At 41.6% G+C, this 20133-nt stretch carries 17 protein-coding genes; 8 read left to right on the forward strand and 9 right to left on the reverse strand.

What is annotated here, in order from left to right; translation table 11 throughout:
* Positions 1-482: 482 nt before the first annotated feature.
* Both ACE1AT_RS00145 and nadD read right to left on the reverse strand, forming a co-directional pair.
* A complete protein-coding gene (locus ACE1AT_RS00145; RefSeq protein WP_374865315.1) occupies positions 483-1496 on the reverse strand; it encodes a type I glyceraldehyde-3-phosphate dehydrogenase in 1014 nt (337 codons plus the stop codon).
* Between the two features lie 241 nt (positions 1497-1737).
* A complete protein-coding gene (nadD, locus tag ACE1AT_RS00150; protein WP_374865316.1) occupies positions 1738-2352 on the reverse strand; it encodes a nicotinate (nicotinamide) nucleotide adenylyltransferase in 615 nt (204 codons plus the stop codon).
* A 341-nt stretch (positions 2353-2693) separates the two neighbouring features.
* On the opposite strand from nadD, the gene murC reads away from it, so the two are divergent.
* The 3 genes from murC (at position 2694) to ACE1AT_RS00165 (ending at position 5849) form a co-directional block, all read left to right on the forward strand.
* Positions 2694-4157 carry a UDP-N-acetylmuramate--L-alanine ligase gene (gene murC, locus ACE1AT_RS00155; protein ID WP_374865317.1) on the forward strand — a complete coding sequence of 488 codons (1464 nt, stop codon included), beginning with the start codon at positions 2694-2696 and terminating at the stop codon, positions 4155-4157.
* Between the two features lie 124 nt (positions 4158-4281).
* Positions 4282-5277, forward strand: a complete 996-nt coding sequence (murB, locus tag ACE1AT_RS00160; RefSeq protein ID WP_374865318.1) for a UDP-N-acetylmuramate dehydrogenase — start codon at positions 4282-4284, stop codon at positions 5275-5277.
* A gap of 92 nt (positions 5278-5369) precedes the next feature.
* Positions 5370-5849 (forward strand): GNAT family N-acetyltransferase, encoded by a 480-nt coding sequence (locus tag ACE1AT_RS00165; RefSeq protein ID WP_374865319.1) that lies wholly within the window; start codon positions 5370-5372, stop codon positions 5847-5849.
* Positions 5850-5879: 30 nt separating this feature from the next.
* On the opposite strand, the gene ACE1AT_RS00170 is transcribed toward ACE1AT_RS00165, so the two are convergent.
* The 6 genes from ACE1AT_RS00170 to ACE1AT_RS00195 all read right to left on the reverse strand — a co-directional run bounded on the left by ACE1AT_RS00170 (position 5880) and on the right by ACE1AT_RS00195 (position 12772).
* Entirely contained in the window at positions 5880-7211 is a 1332-nt protein-coding gene (locus tag ACE1AT_RS00170) for a Rieske 2Fe-2S domain-containing protein (protein ID WP_374865320.1), read from the reverse strand.
* Positions 7212-7245: 34 nt separating this feature from the next.
* Positions 7246-7539, reverse strand: a complete 294-nt coding sequence (locus tag ACE1AT_RS00175) for a helix-turn-helix domain-containing protein (protein ID WP_374865321.1) — start codon at positions 7537-7539, stop codon at positions 7246-7248.
* Entirely contained in the window at positions 7536-7886 is a 351-nt protein-coding gene (locus ACE1AT_RS00180; protein WP_374865322.1) for a type II toxin-antitoxin system RelE/ParE family toxin, read from the reverse strand. The genes ACE1AT_RS00175 and ACE1AT_RS00180 overlap by 4 nt, the downstream gene beginning before the upstream one ends.
* Before the next feature lie 429 nt (positions 7887-8315).
* Positions 8316-10973, reverse strand: coding sequence for a type I secretion system permease/ATPase (locus tag ACE1AT_RS00185; RefSeq protein WP_374865323.1), 2658 nt, complete (start codon positions 10971-10973; stop codon positions 8316-8318).
* Complete coding sequence (locus ACE1AT_RS00190; RefSeq protein WP_374865324.1) at positions 10922-11680, reverse strand: peptidylprolyl isomerase; 759 nt, start codon at positions 11678-11680, stop codon at positions 10922-10924. Before ACE1AT_RS00190 ends, ACE1AT_RS00185 begins: the two co-directional genes overlap by 52 nt.
* Before the next feature lie 297 nt (positions 11681-11977).
* Complete coding sequence (locus tag ACE1AT_RS00195; RefSeq protein WP_374865325.1) at positions 11978-12772, reverse strand: TIGR00297 family protein; 795 nt, start codon at positions 12770-12772, stop codon at positions 11978-11980.
* A gap of 236 nt (positions 12773-13008) precedes the next feature.
* Between ACE1AT_RS00195 and ACE1AT_RS00200 the strand changes: the two genes are divergently transcribed.
* From ACE1AT_RS00200 to ACE1AT_RS00220, 5 genes are all read left to right on the forward strand, one after another.
* On the forward strand, positions 13009-15114 hold the full coding sequence (locus ACE1AT_RS00200) for a S8 family serine peptidase (protein ID WP_374865326.1): 2106 nt from the start codon (positions 13009-13011) through the stop codon (positions 15112-15114).
* 363 nt (positions 15115-15477) lie between these two features.
* A complete protein-coding gene (locus ACE1AT_RS00205; RefSeq protein ID WP_374865327.1) occupies positions 15478-16413 on the forward strand; it encodes a phosphoribulokinase in 936 nt (311 codons plus the stop codon).
* Positions 16414-16589: 176 nt separating this feature from the next.
* Positions 16590-17321 carry a DNA repair protein RadC gene (gene radC / locus ACE1AT_RS00210; RefSeq protein ID WP_374865347.1) on the forward strand — a complete coding sequence of 244 codons (732 nt, stop codon included), beginning with the start codon at positions 16590-16592 and terminating at the stop codon, positions 17319-17321.
* Positions 17322-17410: 89 nt separating this feature from the next.
* Positions 17411-17977: a hypothetical protein gene (locus ACE1AT_RS00215; protein WP_374865328.1), complete on the forward strand. Its 567-nt coding sequence runs from the start codon at positions 17411-17413 to the stop codon at positions 17975-17977.
* 110 nt (positions 17978-18087) lie between these two features.
* Entirely contained in the window at positions 18088-18855 is a 768-nt protein-coding gene (locus ACE1AT_RS00220; RefSeq protein WP_374865329.1) for an ATP-binding cassette domain-containing protein, read from the forward strand.
* Positions 18856-18918: 63 nt separating this feature from the next.
* Here the strand turns inward: ACE1AT_RS00220 and ACE1AT_RS00225 are convergent, their stop codons facing one another.
* Positions 18919-19686, reverse strand: a complete 768-nt coding sequence (locus ACE1AT_RS00225) for a response regulator transcription factor (RefSeq protein ID WP_374865330.1) — start codon at positions 19684-19686, stop codon at positions 18919-18921.
* Positions 19687-20133 lie beyond the last annotated feature (447 nt).

Genomic DNA, 20133 nt, shown 5'->3' on the forward strand with positions numbered 1-20133 from the left:
CTTCAACACGCCGATGATTATTCCTACTGGGATTGCTCAATTCTATCAAATTAGAGACTGCGGCTCAAGCCGCAATGTCGCTTTTCCGCCCCTGGCTAAAGCCGAGGGGCTACCAAGCTCCCGGAAACTTTACGTGTAGTCAAAGCACTCTGAAAGCCTATCCCCAAGATCGATTTATCACCTTTTCCTCTATCCTCCTTGACCGAAAATAATGGGATACAAGCCCCGTCCTTCTAGGACGGCTTTTCGACTATTGTGCTAGAATTTGGATAGTCGCCATAGGGCATTGGGAGACTTTAAACGAACGTCGAGGGATGATAAGACTATTTCGGTAGCACAACCCAATGAAGCGTTAAGGAATCCTTGGACTTTAGGACAAGGAGGTATGTCAAAAAGGCACAGTTTTCTTAACTTATCACTGATGGTGGTTGGTTGTTAATTTTTCCAAACAACAAACAACCACCAACAAATAACAAACCTAATTACTTCCACTTCACAGCGACTAATTCTGCCAGGTCGAGAACGCGTTGGCTATAACCCCATTCGTTGTCGTACCATGCCATGACTTTTACCATGTCACCGCCCATTACCAGTGTCAAGCTGGCATCAATAATGGAAGAAGCATCAGTACCTTGATAATCTGAGGACACCAGTTGTAGTTCGCTGTAGTCCAAAATACCTTTTAGCTCATTTTCAGAGGCACTTTTGAGGGCTGCGTTGACTTCTTCAGTAATAGTTGACTTCTCGACTTGTACCACAAAATCCACCATTGAAACATTGGGGGTGGGTACACGCAATGCTACACCATTCAGCTTGCCTTTGAGGGCTGGCAGTACCAACGCTACAGCTTTTGCTGCACCGGTGGAAGTAGGCACAATGTTAATAGCCGCAGCACGCGCACGGCGTAGATCACGGTGAGAAGCATCTAGCAAGCGCTGATCACCTGTGTAGCTGTGGGTAGTGGTCATTGTACCTTTGATGATGCCGAATTTCTCGTGCAGCACCTTAGCAATGGGAGCCAAGCAGTTAGTGGTACAGCTGGCGTTGCTGATGATGTGGTGTTGGTCGTGATCGTAATTGTGATGGTTTACGCCAATTACGAAAGTACCATCTTCGTTTTTCCCTGGGGCGGTAATTAGAACCTTCTTGGCTCCAGCATTCACATGCTTCATCGCCCCTTCTTTAGCGGTAAATACCCCTGTAGCCTCGATAATTAGGTCAATTTCCCACTCTTTCCAGGGCAAGTTTTCTGGGTTGCGATCAGATACACATTTTACGGTCTTGCCGTTGGCGATAATCGAGTTATCATCAGCAGTAATGTCAGCATTTTTTAATTTCCCTAGCATCGAGTCATACTTGAGCAGGTGAGCGTTGGTTCTAGGATCTGAGGTGTCATTGATAGCAATCAGGTCAATATTGCTATTCTCTCTACCTAACCAACAGCGCATAAAGTTACGACCGATGCGCCCGAAACCGTTAATAGCAACTCTAATCACAGCGTCTTGCCCTCTGTTATATATGCCTAATTAAATCTTATGGTTGACCCCGATCATATCGCAAAGGGGGGAGTATATATAACTATAAAATGCGAGATCCCAAAAAAAATTTTAAATTTTTTTAATTAGGGGATCGGGAATCAGGGATCGGGGATCGGGGACAAGGAGGACAAATCAATTAAAAATTAGAAATTAAAAAATTAAAAATTAAGAACTTGTTGCCCAATCCCCGATCCCCACTTCAAGCATAGAGATTATGGTCAGCTATATAACTTCGGACTGATTCCGGGACTAGGTAACGAATCGATTGGCGATCGCGACACAAGTTACGAATCATACTTGAAGAAATTCCAACCAAAGGGGTATGCAATAAGCACCATTTTATGCTATAAAACTGCTTTGCCAGTTTTTGCTCCACCTCCTTGCAGATTAAATCAGTTTGAGTTATACATTCACTACCAACAGATCGGGGTGCGATTAACCAATCACATAATTGTGCTAATTCCTGTCCGCGATACCACCGAGGTAACGTTTGGAAGGTATCTAGGCCAACAATCCAATACCAATGAGTATTGGGATAAAAAGTGGCTAAATCAATCAGAGTATTGATGGCATAAGAAGTACCGGATTGCAATTGCTCAATCGGCGAAACAGCAAATGCTGAGTTGTCTGTTGTCGCTGCTTGCAGCATTGCTAAACGATGTTGAAACAAAGCCGCTTTTTTATGAGGAGGATCTGCTGATGGCACCCAAATAATCTTTTCTAGGGGTACTTGATTGAGAGCAGTTTCGGCTACGATGAGATGTCCCCAATGAACAGGGTCAAATGTGCCACCAAAAATTGCGATTTGTTGCATCCACTCTCTTTAATTTATCTTGAGTTGATCTCAAAGTAATTAACCATCAGTCTACTATTGTAGCTAATTCCAGGAATGAAACCAAAGTTATGTGTTTGAAAATACAGTTCTATATTTCCCGAAGATGCAGAAATTTGCAGAATAAACATAATATTAGTTCAGGAAGAGAAAAACCACTAACGAGGTTAAAATCATCCTAAAGTAATGTCATCTGAGCATCAAAATCAACTAATCATGAGTATGAGATTTACACAGAGGTAGTATCGATAAAAAACAAAATCCTGTTATGATACGCGTGTTATTTGTGATGATGGTGTGGTGTGGTGTTAGAGGAGTAATCGATGAAAAATTCTGTAGACTTTAGCGGTAGACCATTTCATTTTATTGGGATTGGTGGCATAGGTATGTCTGCTTTGGCATACGTGCTAGCAAAACGACAATTGCCAGTTTCTGGTTCGGATCTTCGTCCAAATCATATAACTTGTAAATTGGAATCTATCGGTGCTCATATTTTTGCCAAGCAAGAAGCAAGCAATTTGGAATTCTTTCGTCCCAAAGAGAATGAAAATCAAGTAGTCTTAAATACTCCAAATCATGTGTCAACTGATAAAGTGGCACAATTACCACAAGTAATTTGTTCAACAGCAATAAATACTAATAATCTGGAATATAAAGCAGCATTAGAATTAGGCTGCCCAATTTTCCATCGTTCAGATGTATTGGCAAATTTAATTTCTGAATATGACAGCATTGCAGTTGCTGGAACTCATGGCAAAACCACCACTAGTAGCATGATTGGATATATGTTACTGGAAGCGGGTCTTGACCCCACGATTTTAATTGGTGGTGAAGTTAATGCTTGGGAAGGTAACGCTAGATTAGGGCAAAGTCGCTATTTAGTAGCAGAAGCAGATGAATCAGACGGTTCATTAGTCAAACATGCCCCAGAAATCGGTGTAATCACGAATATTGAACTAGACCATCCTGATCACTACGACAATTTAGAAGAAGTAGTGGAGATTTTCCATACCTTTGCTAAAAGTTGTCAGACTCTAGTGGCTAGCATTGATTGTGCAACGGTGCGCGATCGCTTTCAACCAACAATTAGTTATAGCTTATATTCAGACGCAGGTGCAGATTATACCGTTACAAATATAGATTATCGTGCGGATGGCACTACCGCTTTAGTTTGGGAGCGGGGCAAAGCCTTGGGTGTGTTAAAGTTACGTTTGCTCAGTCGCCACAACCTCAGCAACGCTCTAGCAGCAGTGGCCGTTGGTCGCGTTTTGGGATTAGAATTTGGTGAAATTGCCAAGGGTCTTGCAACTTTTGAAGGTGCAAGACGCCGCTTTGAGTTTCGGGGTGAAGCTCATGGTATCACATTTATTGATGACTATGCTCATCATCCCAGCGAAATTCGGGCAACTTTGGCCGCTGCACGTCTGCAAGCAAGGCCAGGACAAAGGGTAGTCGCCATCTTCCAACCCCATCGCTACAGCCGCACACTGGCATTTTTAGAAGAATTTGCCGAATCTTTTACCCATGCTGATGTAGTTATACTCACTGACATTTACAGCGCCGGGGAAGTCAACTTAGGACAGGTAAGCGGTGAACAACTAGCACAGGAAGTTGCCAAACATCATCCGCAAGTTAAGTATCAAGCAAACCTCGGTTCTATGTGTGATTTCTTACAGCAAACACTACGTTCTGGAGACTTAGCGTTGTTTTTAGGAGCTGGAAATTTAAATCAGGTAATTCCGGAGGTAATTGCTACACTTCGTCAGCCAGCTACAGCAACATCCTAAAAGTTTCACAAACTAGTTTCTCTATCTGGCATGGTGTCAGTTTTGTAACTTTCTTTGATTGCATCAAAAAATTACCGTGTTCCTACGGTGGATAAACATCAAAATAAAACAGATTCTGGTAAATATGGTAATTTCCCAGGCAGCTGTAGATGTCTGCACAAATTCTGGTGTGACTGTAAATAAACAACAAACGACTAATTCCGATATTAAGGAAATTCCTTTACTTGGTACTGACTGCGCGATCAAGCCACAAGTTCCTCTGTCAGCATATACCTCTTACAGAGTAGGAGGACCAGCAGAATGGTATGTTGCTCCACGTAACATTGAAGCAATGCACGCTAGTTTAAGGTATGCAAAAGAGCAAGGTTTACGAGTAACAATACTGGGAGCTGGTTCTAACTTGCTAGTAAGCGATCGCGGAATTCCAGGTTTAGTCATCGCTACTCGTCGCCTCCGTCAAACTTATTTTGACTTAGAAACAGGTCTATTAACCGTAGCTGCTGGGGAACCTATTCCCGGTTTGGCAATGGCAGCCGCAGAACAAGGATGGCAGGGCTTAGAATGGTCTGTAGGTATACCTGGAACCGTCGGTGGTGCTGTGGTGATGAATGCAGGAGCGCATAATAGCTGTATTGCAGATATCTTAGTCAGCGCTCAAGTACTTTCACCTGATGGCACTATTGAAACCTTGACTAGCGAGCAATTGGGTTATAGCTATCGTACTTCTATTTTACAAGGAAGCGATCGCATCATTACCCAAGCCACATTCCGAATGCAACCCGGTGCTGACCCCGCTCTGGTAATTGCAACTACCAAGCAACACAAACAACACCGGCTGACAACCCAACCCTACGACAAACCTAGTTGTGGTAGCGTCTTCCGCAACCCCAAACCCTATTCCGCAGGTTGGTTAATTGAACAAACTGGTTTAAAAGGCTTCCAAATTGGTAATGCACAAGTAGCACAACGCCACGCTAATTTTATCCTCAACTGCGGTGGTGCGAGTGCCTGGGATATTTTCAATCTCATTCGTCATGTGCAGTATCAAGTACAGGATCGCTGGTCAATTTTATTAGAACCAGAAGTTAAGATGTTGGGAGAATTCCCAGCAGTTTGTTGATTTAATAGTTGTGATTTAGCTATGATGACGAGCGTCAGCTTCTAGCTGGCGCTTTTGGTTGGTAGATAGTTTGTACAATCAGAGCAAAGCCAGTGGTTGAGATTAGACCAATCCAGCAATATCAAATCGAACAAGCCAAGCAAATAGTCATGGGAGTTTCCCTAGAAATTTGGCAAGGTGTACTGACCGAAGCAGATTTTAGGCGCTTTGATTCAATGTCTGATATCGAGAATGTGCAGTCACATTATTTTGACAATTGTGGTATGTTCTTGGTCTTGGTTGATGATCAGCAAGTTGTAGGGACTGGGGCGATTCGACGACTCGATGATGAAATCTGTGAACTCAAGCGAATGTGGTTTCTCAAAGAGTATCGAGGACGGGGGTTCGGCTGGAAAATGGCTCAAACGCTCTTCGATTCTGCACGGCAAGCAGGGTATCGGAAAGTCAGACTTGACCTAGCTAACGAAGAGCGACAACCACAAGCACTCAAACTTTACAGAAAGCTTGGTTTTTACTCGATTGAACGATATAATGATAGTCTATGTACTGTGTTCATGGAAAAGGTTTTATAAGCACTTAAGTGCTTACTACGAACTCTTTCCCTATCTATCCCCATGAACATAATCCACAAAGTAAAATTTAGGACTGAGCCAGAATTTTAACCAAGCATAAGCTGCAAGTCCAAGTAGGGCTGTGATCACTAGCGGTAAGCCAAGCTGGACTCGAAGTGCATCGGGAAGAACAGCAACTCCAGCAACAGTAATCGCAAAGTATGCTAAAAGTGCTATTTGTATACGTTGTACAACTTTCAGCGCACCTCGACAGCTACTGCAATGCTGCGTGTGTTGTTTGTAGCGATCCAAAACTTGTTCGCGATTTTCATTGATATTCCTGATTTCTGGAACACTTATTCCCACTTCACTCCACGGTAACTGTCCATGACAATACTTATCAAACCAGTTCCTATACTCAATCACTAAACGATCAGCACTGGTAGGTAGTTTATAGGCAATTTTCCAGCTTTGTGACGATTCTGTCTGTTGGAGAAAATACTCTTGTTGTTGTAGAAGCACCATATCTCCATCAAGAACTTCATTACGTTCGCTAACGTGATTCCACCAACGGGGTATGAGACGATGAACTGTTTTGGCAAAGTTACGAGGAAACTGAGCCACAATCCGAGATTTCCCAGGAGATACTGGCATACAATAGGTGACGAGTCCAATCTGCTTTCCAGCGTCACCAAACTTGATTGCATATTCCAACCGACAAGGTGGTTCAAAAGTAATTGTTGTTTGGAATCGTCCGATAGTACCTGCTTCAATCAAATTTGCTGTTGATTGCAGAATTTCAATTGGTATAGGTTTTGCTTGTGCGCGATCGCCCTGTACCCCATGATGAGCAAAAGGAACATGACTAGGATCGGCGACATTTTCTACTAGGATTTCCCAGTCATATTCCAAGTCACGTACAAAAGAAGACCAAACAAAACCTTTGCTTGCATCTACTTGCGGTGACAGAGGTAACGGTGTAGTCGCCGCTATATCGGCTGATTTAGCATCAGGCCACACCCAAAGTAAATCCTGTGCTTGACGAACTGGTAAGGTAACTGCACACAGGTTTTCTTTATTCTTACTCACAAGTTCTGGATTTTCCGCTTGGGGAATGTGAGTACAAATTCCTTGCTGATCAAATTGCCATCCATGATAGCTACACATCAAATTACCCGTTTTTTCGTCAATGCGTCCCTCACTTAAGGGTGCAAGACGATGGGGACATTTATCCAAAAATACGCGATAAGTCTGTGATGAGTGGGGTTTCCAAATGACTAAGCGCAGTCCCAAAAGTGTAATCGGTGTTGGTCTTTTCGGGTCTAGGTCTTCAACGGGTGAAAGCGGATACCAGTGCTGAAAAAAGTTGAATTCTGATTGCATTTGAACTTAGAGAAATTACCAGAGAACCTATGAGCTAAACTACATCCATCAATTCAAAATGCACTCTTTTACCAATAACCCTGGCAGCGCGATCTATAGTATCTAAGGTTACAGATGTGTTATTTGGGTCTAGAAGTCGATCAAGAGATGACCTACTTGTATTCATTTGTTTTGCCATCTCTGTTTTGGTTAAATTCCTTTGTTCCATCGTCTGTTTAACCTGCCAAGCGATAACCCGCTTGATAGCGATTAAGTTAATCTCTTCAAGTGTGCCTTCTTCTTCCAGAAGATCATCAAGAGACGAACCCACATATGGGTTTTTGTTCATCCTCCTGCCTCCAATTTCCGTTTGCGATCTAAAGCTAACTCCAGCTCTTTTTTTGGGGTTTTCTGAGATTTTTTGATGAATCCATGAAGTAAAATCATTTCCTCTTCATAAATACAGAACAAAACACGGGCAATTCGATTTTGAGGTAAATCAGTACGAACCTCAAATAACCCATCCCCCATTGGTCTGCAAGTTGGCATTCCAATAGGCCAACCAAACTCCACTGTTTTGATGTCAGTTCCAATTAAGCGCCGCTCTTCCTGATCTAAATCTTTTAACCAATCACGAACTGGCTCCTTGCCATTTTCATTTTGATAGAACCTTGCTGGAATTCGCTTGTCTGTCATCTATATCAAATCTGTCTCAATACACATGGTCGAATTAAAAATGCATTTCTGACACTTTATACTCGCCATACAAATTTAGCCAGTTTTTGATATTACATAACAGTTATTAATATATTTGTACCTTTTTTGGTACGAATAGTCAATACGGGCTTTCCCTTAACCTCTAAAGTATCTTTTAGTATCGCGATCACCTGCCTCTTAGCACTCTTCCATCACTTTGCTGAGAGAAATTTAACTTAACTTACTGCGCGTCAAAAACGATAAAATATTTTTACCAACTTTTGGAGCGTACACAAAAATTAACAGCCAAAACTATACTGTAGCTGAAATTCTCAATGGCAATCCCTTATCTGATTGAAGGCTAGTAGCGTGCGTTAGCAACAGCATAACGCACGCACAACTTTGTTGATTTTCTAGCCTCTCTTTCTACTAAATATTAAACTGCTGACGTTGATACAGCGACCAATACAAACCTTTTTGCTGCAACAAATCTGTATGTGTACCGCGCTCGATCAGAACTCCTTTTTCTAACACCAAAATTAAATCAGCACGTTTTAAAGGTGCAAAGCGGTGAGCAATTAAAAATACAGTCCGTCCTTGAGAAACTGTTTGCAAGTTTTGCAGTACCTGTTGTTCGGTTTCGCTATCTAGGGCGCTAGTAGCTTCATCTAATATCAAAATCGGTGCTTGGGAAAGAAACAACCGCGCTAGGGCGATGCGTTGGCGTTGTCCCCCAGATAAAGCTGTACCCCGTTCACCAACATTGGTTTCGTAACCGTGGGGTAACTCACTGATAAAGTCATGAGCAACAGCAAGTCTAGCAGCTTCTACTACTTGTTCTGCGGTAATTTCTGGATTCCCAAGGGTGATGTTATCCAAAATTGAACCGTTGAATAAAAAGTCTTCTTGCAAAACAACGCTAATCTGTTGACGCAAGGAAGTTAAGTCAGCACTTTTAATATCAAAACCATCTATCAGGATGCGTCCTGATTCGATTTGATAGAGGCGTTGCAAAAGTTTAGAAAGGGTACTCTTACCGGAACCACTACGTCCCACAATACCAACAAATTGCCCTGGCTGCACGTTAAAGGAAATACCCCGCAGCACAGGTTCAGTATTTTGGCGGTAGCGGAAAAATACTTGATCAAAAACGACTTGTCCTTTCAGGGGTGGTAAAACTAAACCTGTGCCTGGTTCTGCTTCTGGGGCGACGTTGAGAATATCGCCGATCCTGTCTACGGAAAGGAGGACTTGTTGCAGATTTTGCCATAGTTGTACTAATCTTAACAATGGGCCAGTCACTCTCCCAGAAAGCATTTGAAAAGCAACAAGTTGACCAACTGTCAGTTTGTTTTCAATGACTAACTTAGCACCAAACCAGAGAATGAGCAGGCTAGAGAAATTAGTTAGGAAGTCACCGATATTGCTGCTGATGTTAGAAGTGGTGGAAGCTTTAAAACCTGTGCGGATAAAACGAGCAAATAAACCTTCCCAGCGATCGCGCGCTACTGCTTCGGCTGCGTGGGCTTTCACCGAATGAATTCCTGTCACTGTTTCTACCAAAAATGACTGGCTATCAGCACTGCGGTTAAAGGTTTCGTTGAGCCAGTTGCGGAGAATTGGTGTAGCTACTAGTGTCAGAATCGCAAATAAAGGTAGCACCGCCAACGCCGTAAAGGTTAGGGGAATGCTGTAGTAGAACATTAATACCAAATACACCACAGCAAAAATGCTGTCTAACACCACAGTCAAAGCCGTACCAGTGAGAAACTGACGAATTTGTTCCAGTTCTTGCACCCGTGCAACTGTGTCTCCTACCCGCCGTGATTCAAAGTAAGCTAAAGGTAAGCGCATCAAGTGGCGAAATAACTGGGCGGACAAACTTAAATCTAAGCGTCGGGCGGTGTGAGTGAAAACAAATAACCGCAAAATCCCAAGTGCAGCCTCAAAAATTGCCACTAATAACAATGCGATCGCCATGACATCAAGAGTCGCCAAACTCTCTTGCACCATGACTTTATCGATCACAACTTGGGTAATGAGTGGCGTTGCTAACCCCAGCATTTGTAACGTCAACGACGCCAGCAACACTTCCCCTAATAGTCCCCGATATTGCCAGACAGCCGGTAGAAACCAATTGAGGTTAAATTTTTCCTGCTTTTGAATTAACTCTACTTGCCACAGTTGCCCATTCCAATACTCTTCTACCAATGACTGCGATAAAATTTCACAAGTGCGATCGCCATTGAGAGGATTGGCTATGAGTAAGCGATCGCCCCTGACAGCATAAACTACCACCCAGTTACCTTCAGCTTCCGGTGATTCACCCCACTGCAATAAAGCCGGAAATGACAATTGCTGCAAATCAATCCAACTCACTTGCAATCTTCGCAATACAAAGCCTAACTTTTCTCCTGCTTCTACAACATGTTTTGGCTGCTGTCCTCTGACTTGGCGCTGTACCCATTCCAACTTCACAGGTTGATCTAACTGTTGCGCCACCATTGTTAAACAAGCAGCAGCCGTATTCCGACTAGCAACAAACGGGTAAGTCTGCTGAGTGGAATTAGGGAACTGGGGGGAATGTGAGGAGTAGTTCTTATCTCCCTTGTCCTCCTTGTCTTCCTCGTCTCCCTCGTCTCCCTCGTCCCCTCCCCAAAACTCCTCAATTTGTGGTGTGGAAATTTCTGCCCATATTGTTACAGGCCAACGTACAACTACTACATCTTTGCTAGCAGCTACAGCTTTGCATTCGAGGGGTAATTTCTGCAAGCTACCAAACCAATCACCCGCTGTTAAAGTGGCTAGTGGTTTACCAACTCCTTCTTCTCGCAGGCGGACTTTACCACTGACAATCAAAAACTGATAACCTACCCCATCTTTTGGCCAGATTTTTTTTCCTAAACCGAAGCGTAGAGTTTCTGACTTTTGTTGCAATAGGGTTTGCTGATGTGAACTTAACCAACATAGCGGTGCTTGTGTCCAAGGTAGAGAGGCTAGCACCCTTGTATGTGAAGACTCATCATCTATCAGGTTTAATTCACTTGCAGTTTTACCGTTAGCTTCTGAATTTTCTCTGCTAGCCATTTCTCAAACAACTCATTCTGTAGTGCTTGCTTTAGTTGAGTATCTTCCAATGAAGCTGGCAAAATTTGTTCTAGACGAAACAAACCATAACGTTCTTCCAGCTCAATTGGCCCGACTATTTCCATTGGGCTTGCCACATCAATTGCTGCTCTGAGTGTATCAGGCAATGTTCCTCGGCTGACTGGGCCCATCATTCCGTTGACGATTCGATCATCTGTGAGTGAATATTCTCTAGCTAATCCTTCAAAGCTAGCTCCTTCCTCTATTTGGGCTTGTAATTCCTCGGCTAATTCCCGATTGTCTACAATAATTCGCGAAATTACCACCCGATCCAGGAAAATTTTCCTTTCGATGAAATATTCTGGCAGTTTGGGTTCTGTGATGACTGCTTTGAGTTTTTCTAACTTGAAGCCTAAAGCAACACTGGAGTGGAAAGAATCATAGTCTTTACCATTATTTTGTAGCCATTCTTGAAAACTTTTTGGATCTGTCAGTTGATTTTTGAGTCGAAAATCAATAATTGCTTGTTCAGTGAGAGCTGGGCTAATAGCTATATCTTCGCGAGTTTGTAATTCTTTTTCTATGACATATTGACGTAGAATATCCCCAATAAATTGTCCTAGTTTTCCAGCGTTTTGCAAATATTTTACTACTTGTCCAATCGAAATTTGTTGCTCATTAACAGTTAGAAAGGAAGAAGATTCCATAGGATAAATACGTAGATCTACGAAGAAGAGTAATTATACATTTTCCCCTCAGAGGAAATTCGTAATTTAGTTGACATTCTCATGCCAACTTTATATTGCCATGTTAAGACTTACAAGACAGAGTGGCAACTCTATCTTGTAAATTATTCGTAAAAATATCTACCTAGTATCGGAAAATAATTAGAACAGTCTCGCACAAACAACTAGAGTGTTTTAGGAAAAATAACTACGCATTCAAAATTTTCTGAAAATGCCACGTGATTATAATTACAATTTCCTCTCTTTTGTTGATTCACATTATGCAACTGTAATTGCCCAAAACCAAGCCAAAAAAATCGCTGCGATCGCACCGATTAATGTATTTAAAATATTCACTAATTCATTAGTTAACCAAGTGTACTTTGATTGCAATGTTGCTCCAATTACGCTTTCTATATTTGTGGCAATAAATGCAGCTACTACGCACCAAACTATACCCAAAGGTTCAACTAAACCAATCGCCCAACCCAAAAAGGCGATCGCCACTGAGGCCACCACACCAGCCAAAGTTCCTTCTAAACTGACTGCTCCTTCAGTTCCACGGGGAACTGGTTGTAAGGTGGTAATCAAGAAAGTACTCTTGCCATAGGCTTTCCCCACTTCACTTGCACAGGTATCAGATAGCTTTGTACTAAAACTTGCGACATAACCCAGAAGTAGTAGGGAGCGGGGATCAGGGATCAGGAATTGGGTCACGGGAAAGATTTCCCAGTCTAGCATCCCTACTCCCAAAGCGCACAGTGTCCCAATCAAAGCTGAACCCCAAACATTTTCTGGACCTCTTGCACCAGAACGCTTTTCAGCAATACCTTCAGCTTCCTTCTGGGCCATACCAATACGTGTGACAAAAGAACCAACTAAAAAATAGAACATCACAACGATGTATCCTTGCCAACCTAATGTTCCCCAAGTCAGGACACCAAGTAACCCAGCATGGAAGTAACCAGCAGGAGTGAGCAGCTTTTTAGGAGCAATCCAAGCTACAACTAACAACATAGAATTTAATGCTGTTCCCACAACCCAGGGATTTACAGAGTTAATTAAAGAAAACATTGTTTCTGCGTTTGGGTATTTTATTCAAATCACAAACAGGATATCTAATTTCCGCTACACCCCCAAACCCCCATAAACTTGTAACCTAGTGAAATCACGCAGCTATTTTTTGAAGTTTTAGTAAATTTTTGATGGTTATTCATTAAAGTGATGCATATTAGCATTATTTTTTCGCGAGAGAAGCAGATGATGGATGGTAAGAAAAATTTCTTGTAGTTTGAGATACTAAGTTAAAAATGTCATCAGACCTCGCAGGCAATTCCCTAGACCAAGCTAGAAGTCTTACATTTACAAATAATTCCTACACATTAAGTGATAAAGTCTCTCTTAAAGATCCAATCGATTGTTATCAATTCACGCTTGAGGGTAAAAGTAGCTTTCAACTTGACTTAACTCACTTAAGTGCCAATGCTGATGTGCAGTTGATTCAAGATGCGAATGGCAATGGTATAGTAGACCAGGGAGAAATTATTGCTGCTTCTAACCGTACTGGCAAAAAAGCTGAATCAATCAACACTACCTTAGAAGCTGGTACTTATTACATTCAAGTCCATTCTACAGGCAAAGCCAAAACCAAATATGAATTGAGCGTTTCGGCAATACCGATTGACAATGCAGGTAACACTCTAGATACAGCTTGGGATATCGGTGAACTCTCTGCTAATTCCCAAACTATTAGTTATACGGATTGGGTAGGTAAATCTGACAGCTACGACTATTATAAGTTCAACATCAACAGTACTAGTGATGTCAGTTTATCACTCAATGATTTGGGTGCTGATGCAGATATGCGACTGTTAAATTGGCAGGGTGAAATTCTGGTTGGTTCTGCCAATATTGATAATACTGATGAATTTATTACTAGTAGTTTGACAGCAGGAACATATTATATAGAGATTTATTCGTACAACGGTAATCAAACTTTTTACAATCTGCATTTATCATTAACATCGCCAGATTCTACAGCATTCATTCAAAATTCAGATCAACAAAACTCGATAGATGGTGGCAACACTACAGCTACAATACCGACAAATGCTAATAGTAATCAAGGTACGCTAAGGGCAGATACATTTATCTATACACCGAATTCTACACAAACAGTCTTTTTTGGCAAAGGTAATATTGACTTTGGTAGTGGAGGGCGAGACACACTAGACCTTTCTGCTTTTATGTCTACACAAGTCCGATCATTTAACTACGCTAATACTGTGAATGGCGGCGTTATTTACGATCCTGGTGATTCAGTAGCCCGTGTCTTTGATGCGATCGCTTTCTCTGACGGTAAGCAAATTTTATTTGAGGGTATTGACACTATTAAGTTTGCAGATACTGTCATCAACTTATCAGTAACACCAAATGACCCGCTATTTAATCAACAATGGAACTTGCACATGATGGATGTGCAGAAAGCTTGGCGGTTCACCACAGGTTCAGATCAGGTATTAATAGGAATTGAAGATACAGGATTAGCACTAGACGTTAATGGTCATCTTCATCCAGATTTGCGATTTACCAATAGTCTTAGTTCTAACTCTTTTGATGAGTATTCATCTTCTTCTCACGGAACTTTAGTCCAGGGAACGATCACTGCTGCTAGTAACAATAATATTGGTATAGCTGGCATCAACTGGAATTCTCCCGTTATGCACATCGATGTCATTGGTGGTAATCCTGGCGACTATAGTTTAGCTGAGGCTACACAAACATTGATAAATTGGGCAGATAGTCAGAATAAGCCTTTAGTAATTAACCTTAGTCTGGCTGGTGGTTACTCAGCAGCATTTGAAGAACTAATTGCTAAGAACCAAAATGATGTCTTGTTCGTCATCGCTTCTGGTAACGGTAATCAAAATACCATTTCTAGTCCTGCGGATTTAGCTAAGAAATACCAAAATGTGATTGCGGTAGGCGCTTCTTGGGGAACTCAAGACTACTACGGTAATGCGAAAACACCAGGAACAAGAGTTGATTATCCTAGTCAAGGTATACAGTGGTGGGGTTCTAATTATGGGGAAGGTTTAACTTTAGTGGCACCAACAGAGTTTACCTCTACCAATGCTAGCCGCAACACATCCGAACTCTTCTACAATAAATTAGACTACACAACCAATTTCAACGGCACTTCTGCTGCAACAGCAAATGTTACAGGAGTAGCATCATTAGTGTGGAGTGCTAATCGAAGCTTAACAGCAACACAGATACGCTCAATTCTTTCAACCACTGCTTACGATCTTGGTACACCCGGTTATGATACAGTCTACGGCTACGGCGTTGTTAACACTGATGCGGCTGTACGACGTGCCATAGCCCTTTCTAGGGTAGAGACTACTACGGTTTAGTTGGGACAACTTCTCAGTTATCAGTTATCAGTTATCAGTTATCAGTTATCAGTTATCAGTTATCAAATTAAACTGTTAACTGATTTATACCCAATCCCCGTTGCCCCTTATCCCCAAAGGGGACCCCTACCTTCCCCGATCCCCGATCCCCCTTTCATTAATCGACAAAAATCTATACAATTCGTAGAAAAGAATAAATAAGCTTGATGGTTGGTGATTTAATCAATATTTTAGTTACTAATCTTGATAGTAATGTCTCTTTTAGAGCTTGAGTTATATTTCATTCATTTCTAGAATTAGTAAACTGGCATACAATCTAAAATTGCGCTTTGCTGTATCTGCTATCTTCAGGGGGAAGAAACCATGAGCCGTCCAATTATTCTTGGTATTGTTGGTGACAGTGCTGCTGGTAAAACTACGCTGACAAGAGGGATTGCTCAGGTACTTGGCCCAGAAAATGTCACGATCATCTGTACAGATGATTACCACAAGTACGATCGCAAGCAACGTGCAGAAATTAATATTACGGCTCTCCATCCTGACTGCAACCATCTGGATATTATGCAGCAGCATCTCTCGCTGTTGCGGACCGGCCAACCTATTCTCAAGCCAGTTTACAGCCATAAAACTGGTACTTTTGAGGCTCCAGTGTATATCAAACCCAACAAATTTGTGATTGTAGAAGGATTGCTCGGCTATTCTACTCGTGCTGCTCGTGATTGCTATGATGTGAGAGTTTACCTTGCACCTCCCGAATCTATACGCGCTAGTTGGAAAGTCAAGCGAGATACGCAAAAGCGCGGATATACAGAAGAACAAGTACTAGCAGAGTTAGAAAAGCGAGAACCAGATTCAGAACAGTTTATCAGACCGCAACGGCAATGGTCAGATATCGTGGTGAGTTTCTATCCACCCAGCGATGAGACTAATAACACCAACGGACATCTAAACGTGCGTTTGGTATTGCGTCCTACAATTCCTCATCCAGATTTTACCCAAATTCTCGATGTTAGTGATAGTACTATGCCTGCCATCCGTCTGGGACTAGATCGGGATATGGGTAAACCAGTCGATGTCCTAGAAGTTGATGGTCATACAACTCTAGAACAAGTCAATAAATTAGAACATTTGATTTGTTCTGATATGCCTTATTTAAAGAACGTATGCGATCGCGAAAGTAATCCAGAGATAGGCAAAGTTGCTGGTACCACTGGCGAAACAATCCAGAGTTACCCCCTCGCTATCACTCAGCTTCTGACAACTTATCACATGCTCAAAGCAACACAGATATATCAATAGTGGTTGGTTGTTCCATAGACGCGCAAGCGGCTTCCCGTACTGCGAAGCAGAACCCGCAGGGTAGGGTACAAAAAACAACAAAATTTTGAAAATTTTATCAAATAAACATAGATTTTGAGAGCCAACAAGGGATTACTAGAGTATACATACTCTTTATGTTATTATTCCCTTGTTCTATGACCTATAGCCTCAGAATTGCTGATATGCCAGAGACAGAGCGTCCACGGGAACGCTTGATGGCTCATGGTAGCAAAATTTTATCTACTGCTGAATTATTAGCAATTTTGCTCGGCACTGGTCAAGGTGCAGGGAAACTTTCGGCTGTGGGTTTGGGACAATATATTTTGCATGAATTGAGTAAATGCGATCGCGAACCCTTAGCTGTGCTGCGAGACATCAGCGCTGCTGAACTCATGCGAATTCCTGGTATTGGCCCAGCTAAAGCAACAACTATCTTAGCCGCTATTGAATTGGGCAAACGTGCCTTTCAATCTCGCCCTGCGGATCGTACAGTTATAGATAGCCCAGCAGCAGCTGCTGCTGCTTTGAGTCAAGATTTGATGTGGCAAAATCAAGAACGTTTTGCAGTTGTACTATTAGATGTCAAAAATCGTTTGCTAGGAACACAGGTAATTACTATTGGAACTGCAACCGAAACCCTCGCACCTCCCCGTGAGATTTTTCGAGAAGTGATTCGCCAAGGTGCAACGCGGTTGATAGTAGCACACAATCATCCTTCCGGTAATCTTGAACCCAGTAGTGAAGATATCGAACTCACTCGCCAGTTGTTAGCAGGAGCGAAATTTTTAGCTATTCCCTTACTTGATCACCTGATTTTGGGTAATGGCAATTATCAGAGTATACGGGAAATTACAACTTTGTGGGATGAGTATCCCCAAGGAGATTGAGCAGAAATTCTTTGTAATTTAAGAGATGAAGCGCTCTTTGCTTAATTCTAGCTAGTATATACTTGAAAGTTAAGAATTGTAATGAAGCCGTGACAGCAAACTTAGTGAATACCTCGCCTGCAATTTTTCGCCTCTCTCCTCTAATTCGGATTACGCTTTTAAGCTTATATCTAGCACTAACCCTACCTTTACCTTTTTTAGCCGAAGTCACAAATGCGCCGATTCCATCAACGTTATTTTGGCTAGGAATAAGTATTGGTTTTATTGGCTTGTATGCAGTCTTAACAGAACGTGTAATTTTAGATGACCAAGGGATTCAGGTAACTTATCCAAATTGGATTCCACGTTTTTTTCGTAAAGGCTGGTCGTTACCTTGGTCGGAGGTAAAACAGTTAAAACCCCGCACTACTGGACAGGGAGGACTAGTTTACTATTTTCTTAGTAAAGACGGAAAAGCTTATTTATTGCCCATGCGTGTGGCGGGTTTTGCTCAAATGGTAAAACTGGTACAAGAAAAAACAGGTATTGATACCAATGATGTTTATCCTTTAGCCCAGCCATGGATGTATTTGATTTTATTTGGTTTTACGTTATTACTTTTCTTGGTAGATGGTTGGACAATTGCTACCGCCATAACGCAAGGTCATTTCAGTTAAAGTTTTATGTACAAAAAAATAATTTAGTTCAGTACTATGAATGATGAATGTTGAAGGTCAGACTTTTCATCATTCATCATTCATAATTCATAATTAACTAAAGGTTCAAATTGGAAACTTTGCCAAAAGCAAAACTCAGACTAGAAAAAGTTAATTTATACACAACTTTACAAGGTCAACAGCAAGGATACCCGATTTTACAGGATATTTCCTTTGAGGTATTTGAGGGCGATCGCGTTGCTATTGTTGGTGCATCTGGTGCTGGAAAAAGTTATTTATTACGCCTCCTCAACCGTTTGAGTGAACCTACTAATGGCAAAATTTATTTAGATAATCAAGAATACCGTCAAATACCAGTTTTACAGCTACGCGCTTGTGTCACACTTGTACAGCAAGAGTCAAAACTGTTAGGAATGACTGTTAAAGATGCTTTAACATATCCTTTGGTTTTGCGTGGTTTGCCTAAACAGACTATTCAGCAAAGACTGAGTCACTGGATTGAACAGCTGCACATACCAGATGACTGGCTAGGAAAAACGGAAGTGCAACTTTCTGGTGGACAGCGCCAATTAATTGCGATCGCACGAGCATTAATTATTCAACCACAAATTTTGTTATTAGATGAGCCTACTTCCGCCTTAGATGTAGGTACTGCTTCCCGTGTAATGGCAATTCTGACTCAAATAGCCCAAAGTCGTCAAACTACAGTTTTAATGGTAAATCACCAGCTAGAAATGGCTGAAATTTTTTGCGATCGGCTGTTGCACTTACAACAGGGACGGCTAATAGTAAATCAAAGTGCGACTGATATAGACTGGGCTAAATTACGAGAAAGCTTGATACAGGCACAAACACAAACTACTGAAGAATGGGGTTAGTTATTTGTTAGTTAGTGGATAGTAGTAAACAACTAACAACTAACAACTAACAACTAACAAATATTACCTTTGACTACTGATTGTTGAATGTTGATTGTTGAATTTTTCTGCCGTTAACTTTGTCAGTGATTGTGGCAAATTGATATTCAAAATCTCCATATTAAACCGATATCCTACATTACGGATGGTTTGAATTAAGCTAGGTTGTCGCGGATCAAGTTCTACTTTTTTCCGCAGCGATAAAACGTGAGTATCAATGGTACGAGGATTATCGATTGCATCAGGCCAAGCACGTCGCAGTAATTCTGACCTACTCAAAGGTACTCCTCCTGCTTGTGCTAAAACATATAACAGACTAAATTCCTGCGGTGTTAAATCTATAAATTCTCCTTGAAAACGGACACGGCGTTGCACTAAATCAATTTGCAAAGTCCCATAATCCAAATAAGCTGGGGCTACAGGTGTACGGTTGCGACGTATTAGCGCCTCTACCCGTGCTAAAAATTCCTGCATTCCAAATGGCTTAGTCAGGTAATCATCCGCCCCCGCCTTCAAGCCGACAACAATATCAGCCTCATTACTGCGCGCAGATAGCATTAAGATTAATGGCTGTTGCTGACGATGCAACCATCGGCAAAATTCAATGCCATCTCCATCAGGCAAATCCGCATCTAAAATAACTAGTGTTGGATGGTGAGTTAAAAAAACTTCCCTAGCCTGATAAATACTTGCAGCTTGATGCACCCGATAGTCCAGCTGTTGCAAGTGCCAGCCAAGCAACGACCTCAGATGGGGATTTCCCTCTACGATTTCAATACAAACCGAACCCACGGTGGCAAGACCCCTTAGCGTGCATGACTTTCAAAGTAACAAAGCCTATGTCTTAGGTTTTGTAACCCTTGTTACTTCAATTGATAATAATTTTTAATTTACTCATGCACAATCTAGCAACATATTCCACCAAAAGCCTTATCCAGAAACGAATCGGCAACATTATTAAATTTTTGTTATAATTGCTAAATATTTTTTTAGTTAAGTATTCCGTTCCAAATATAGGGTGTCATTTACCAAAAAAGCAATTGTGTTAACTTGTAGATAACCTAATTACATACCCCAACCCCATCTGTTTAATCAGAACAGATACTGCCAGGCACAAACAATCACCAAATGCGTCAACAAATGTGAAGACGACGTTGTTGTGAGAGCCAAATATAACAATAACTTACCAACCCATCAAAATCATGTTTTTCTGGAATAGGATCAGTTTAGGTTGTAGCT

Origin of the sequence: Pelatocladus sp. BLCC-F211 (assembly GCF_041928655.1) — a bacterium.
Taxonomy (GTDB): domain Bacteria; phylum Cyanobacteriota; class Cyanobacteriia; order Cyanobacteriales; family Nostocaceae; genus Pelatocladus.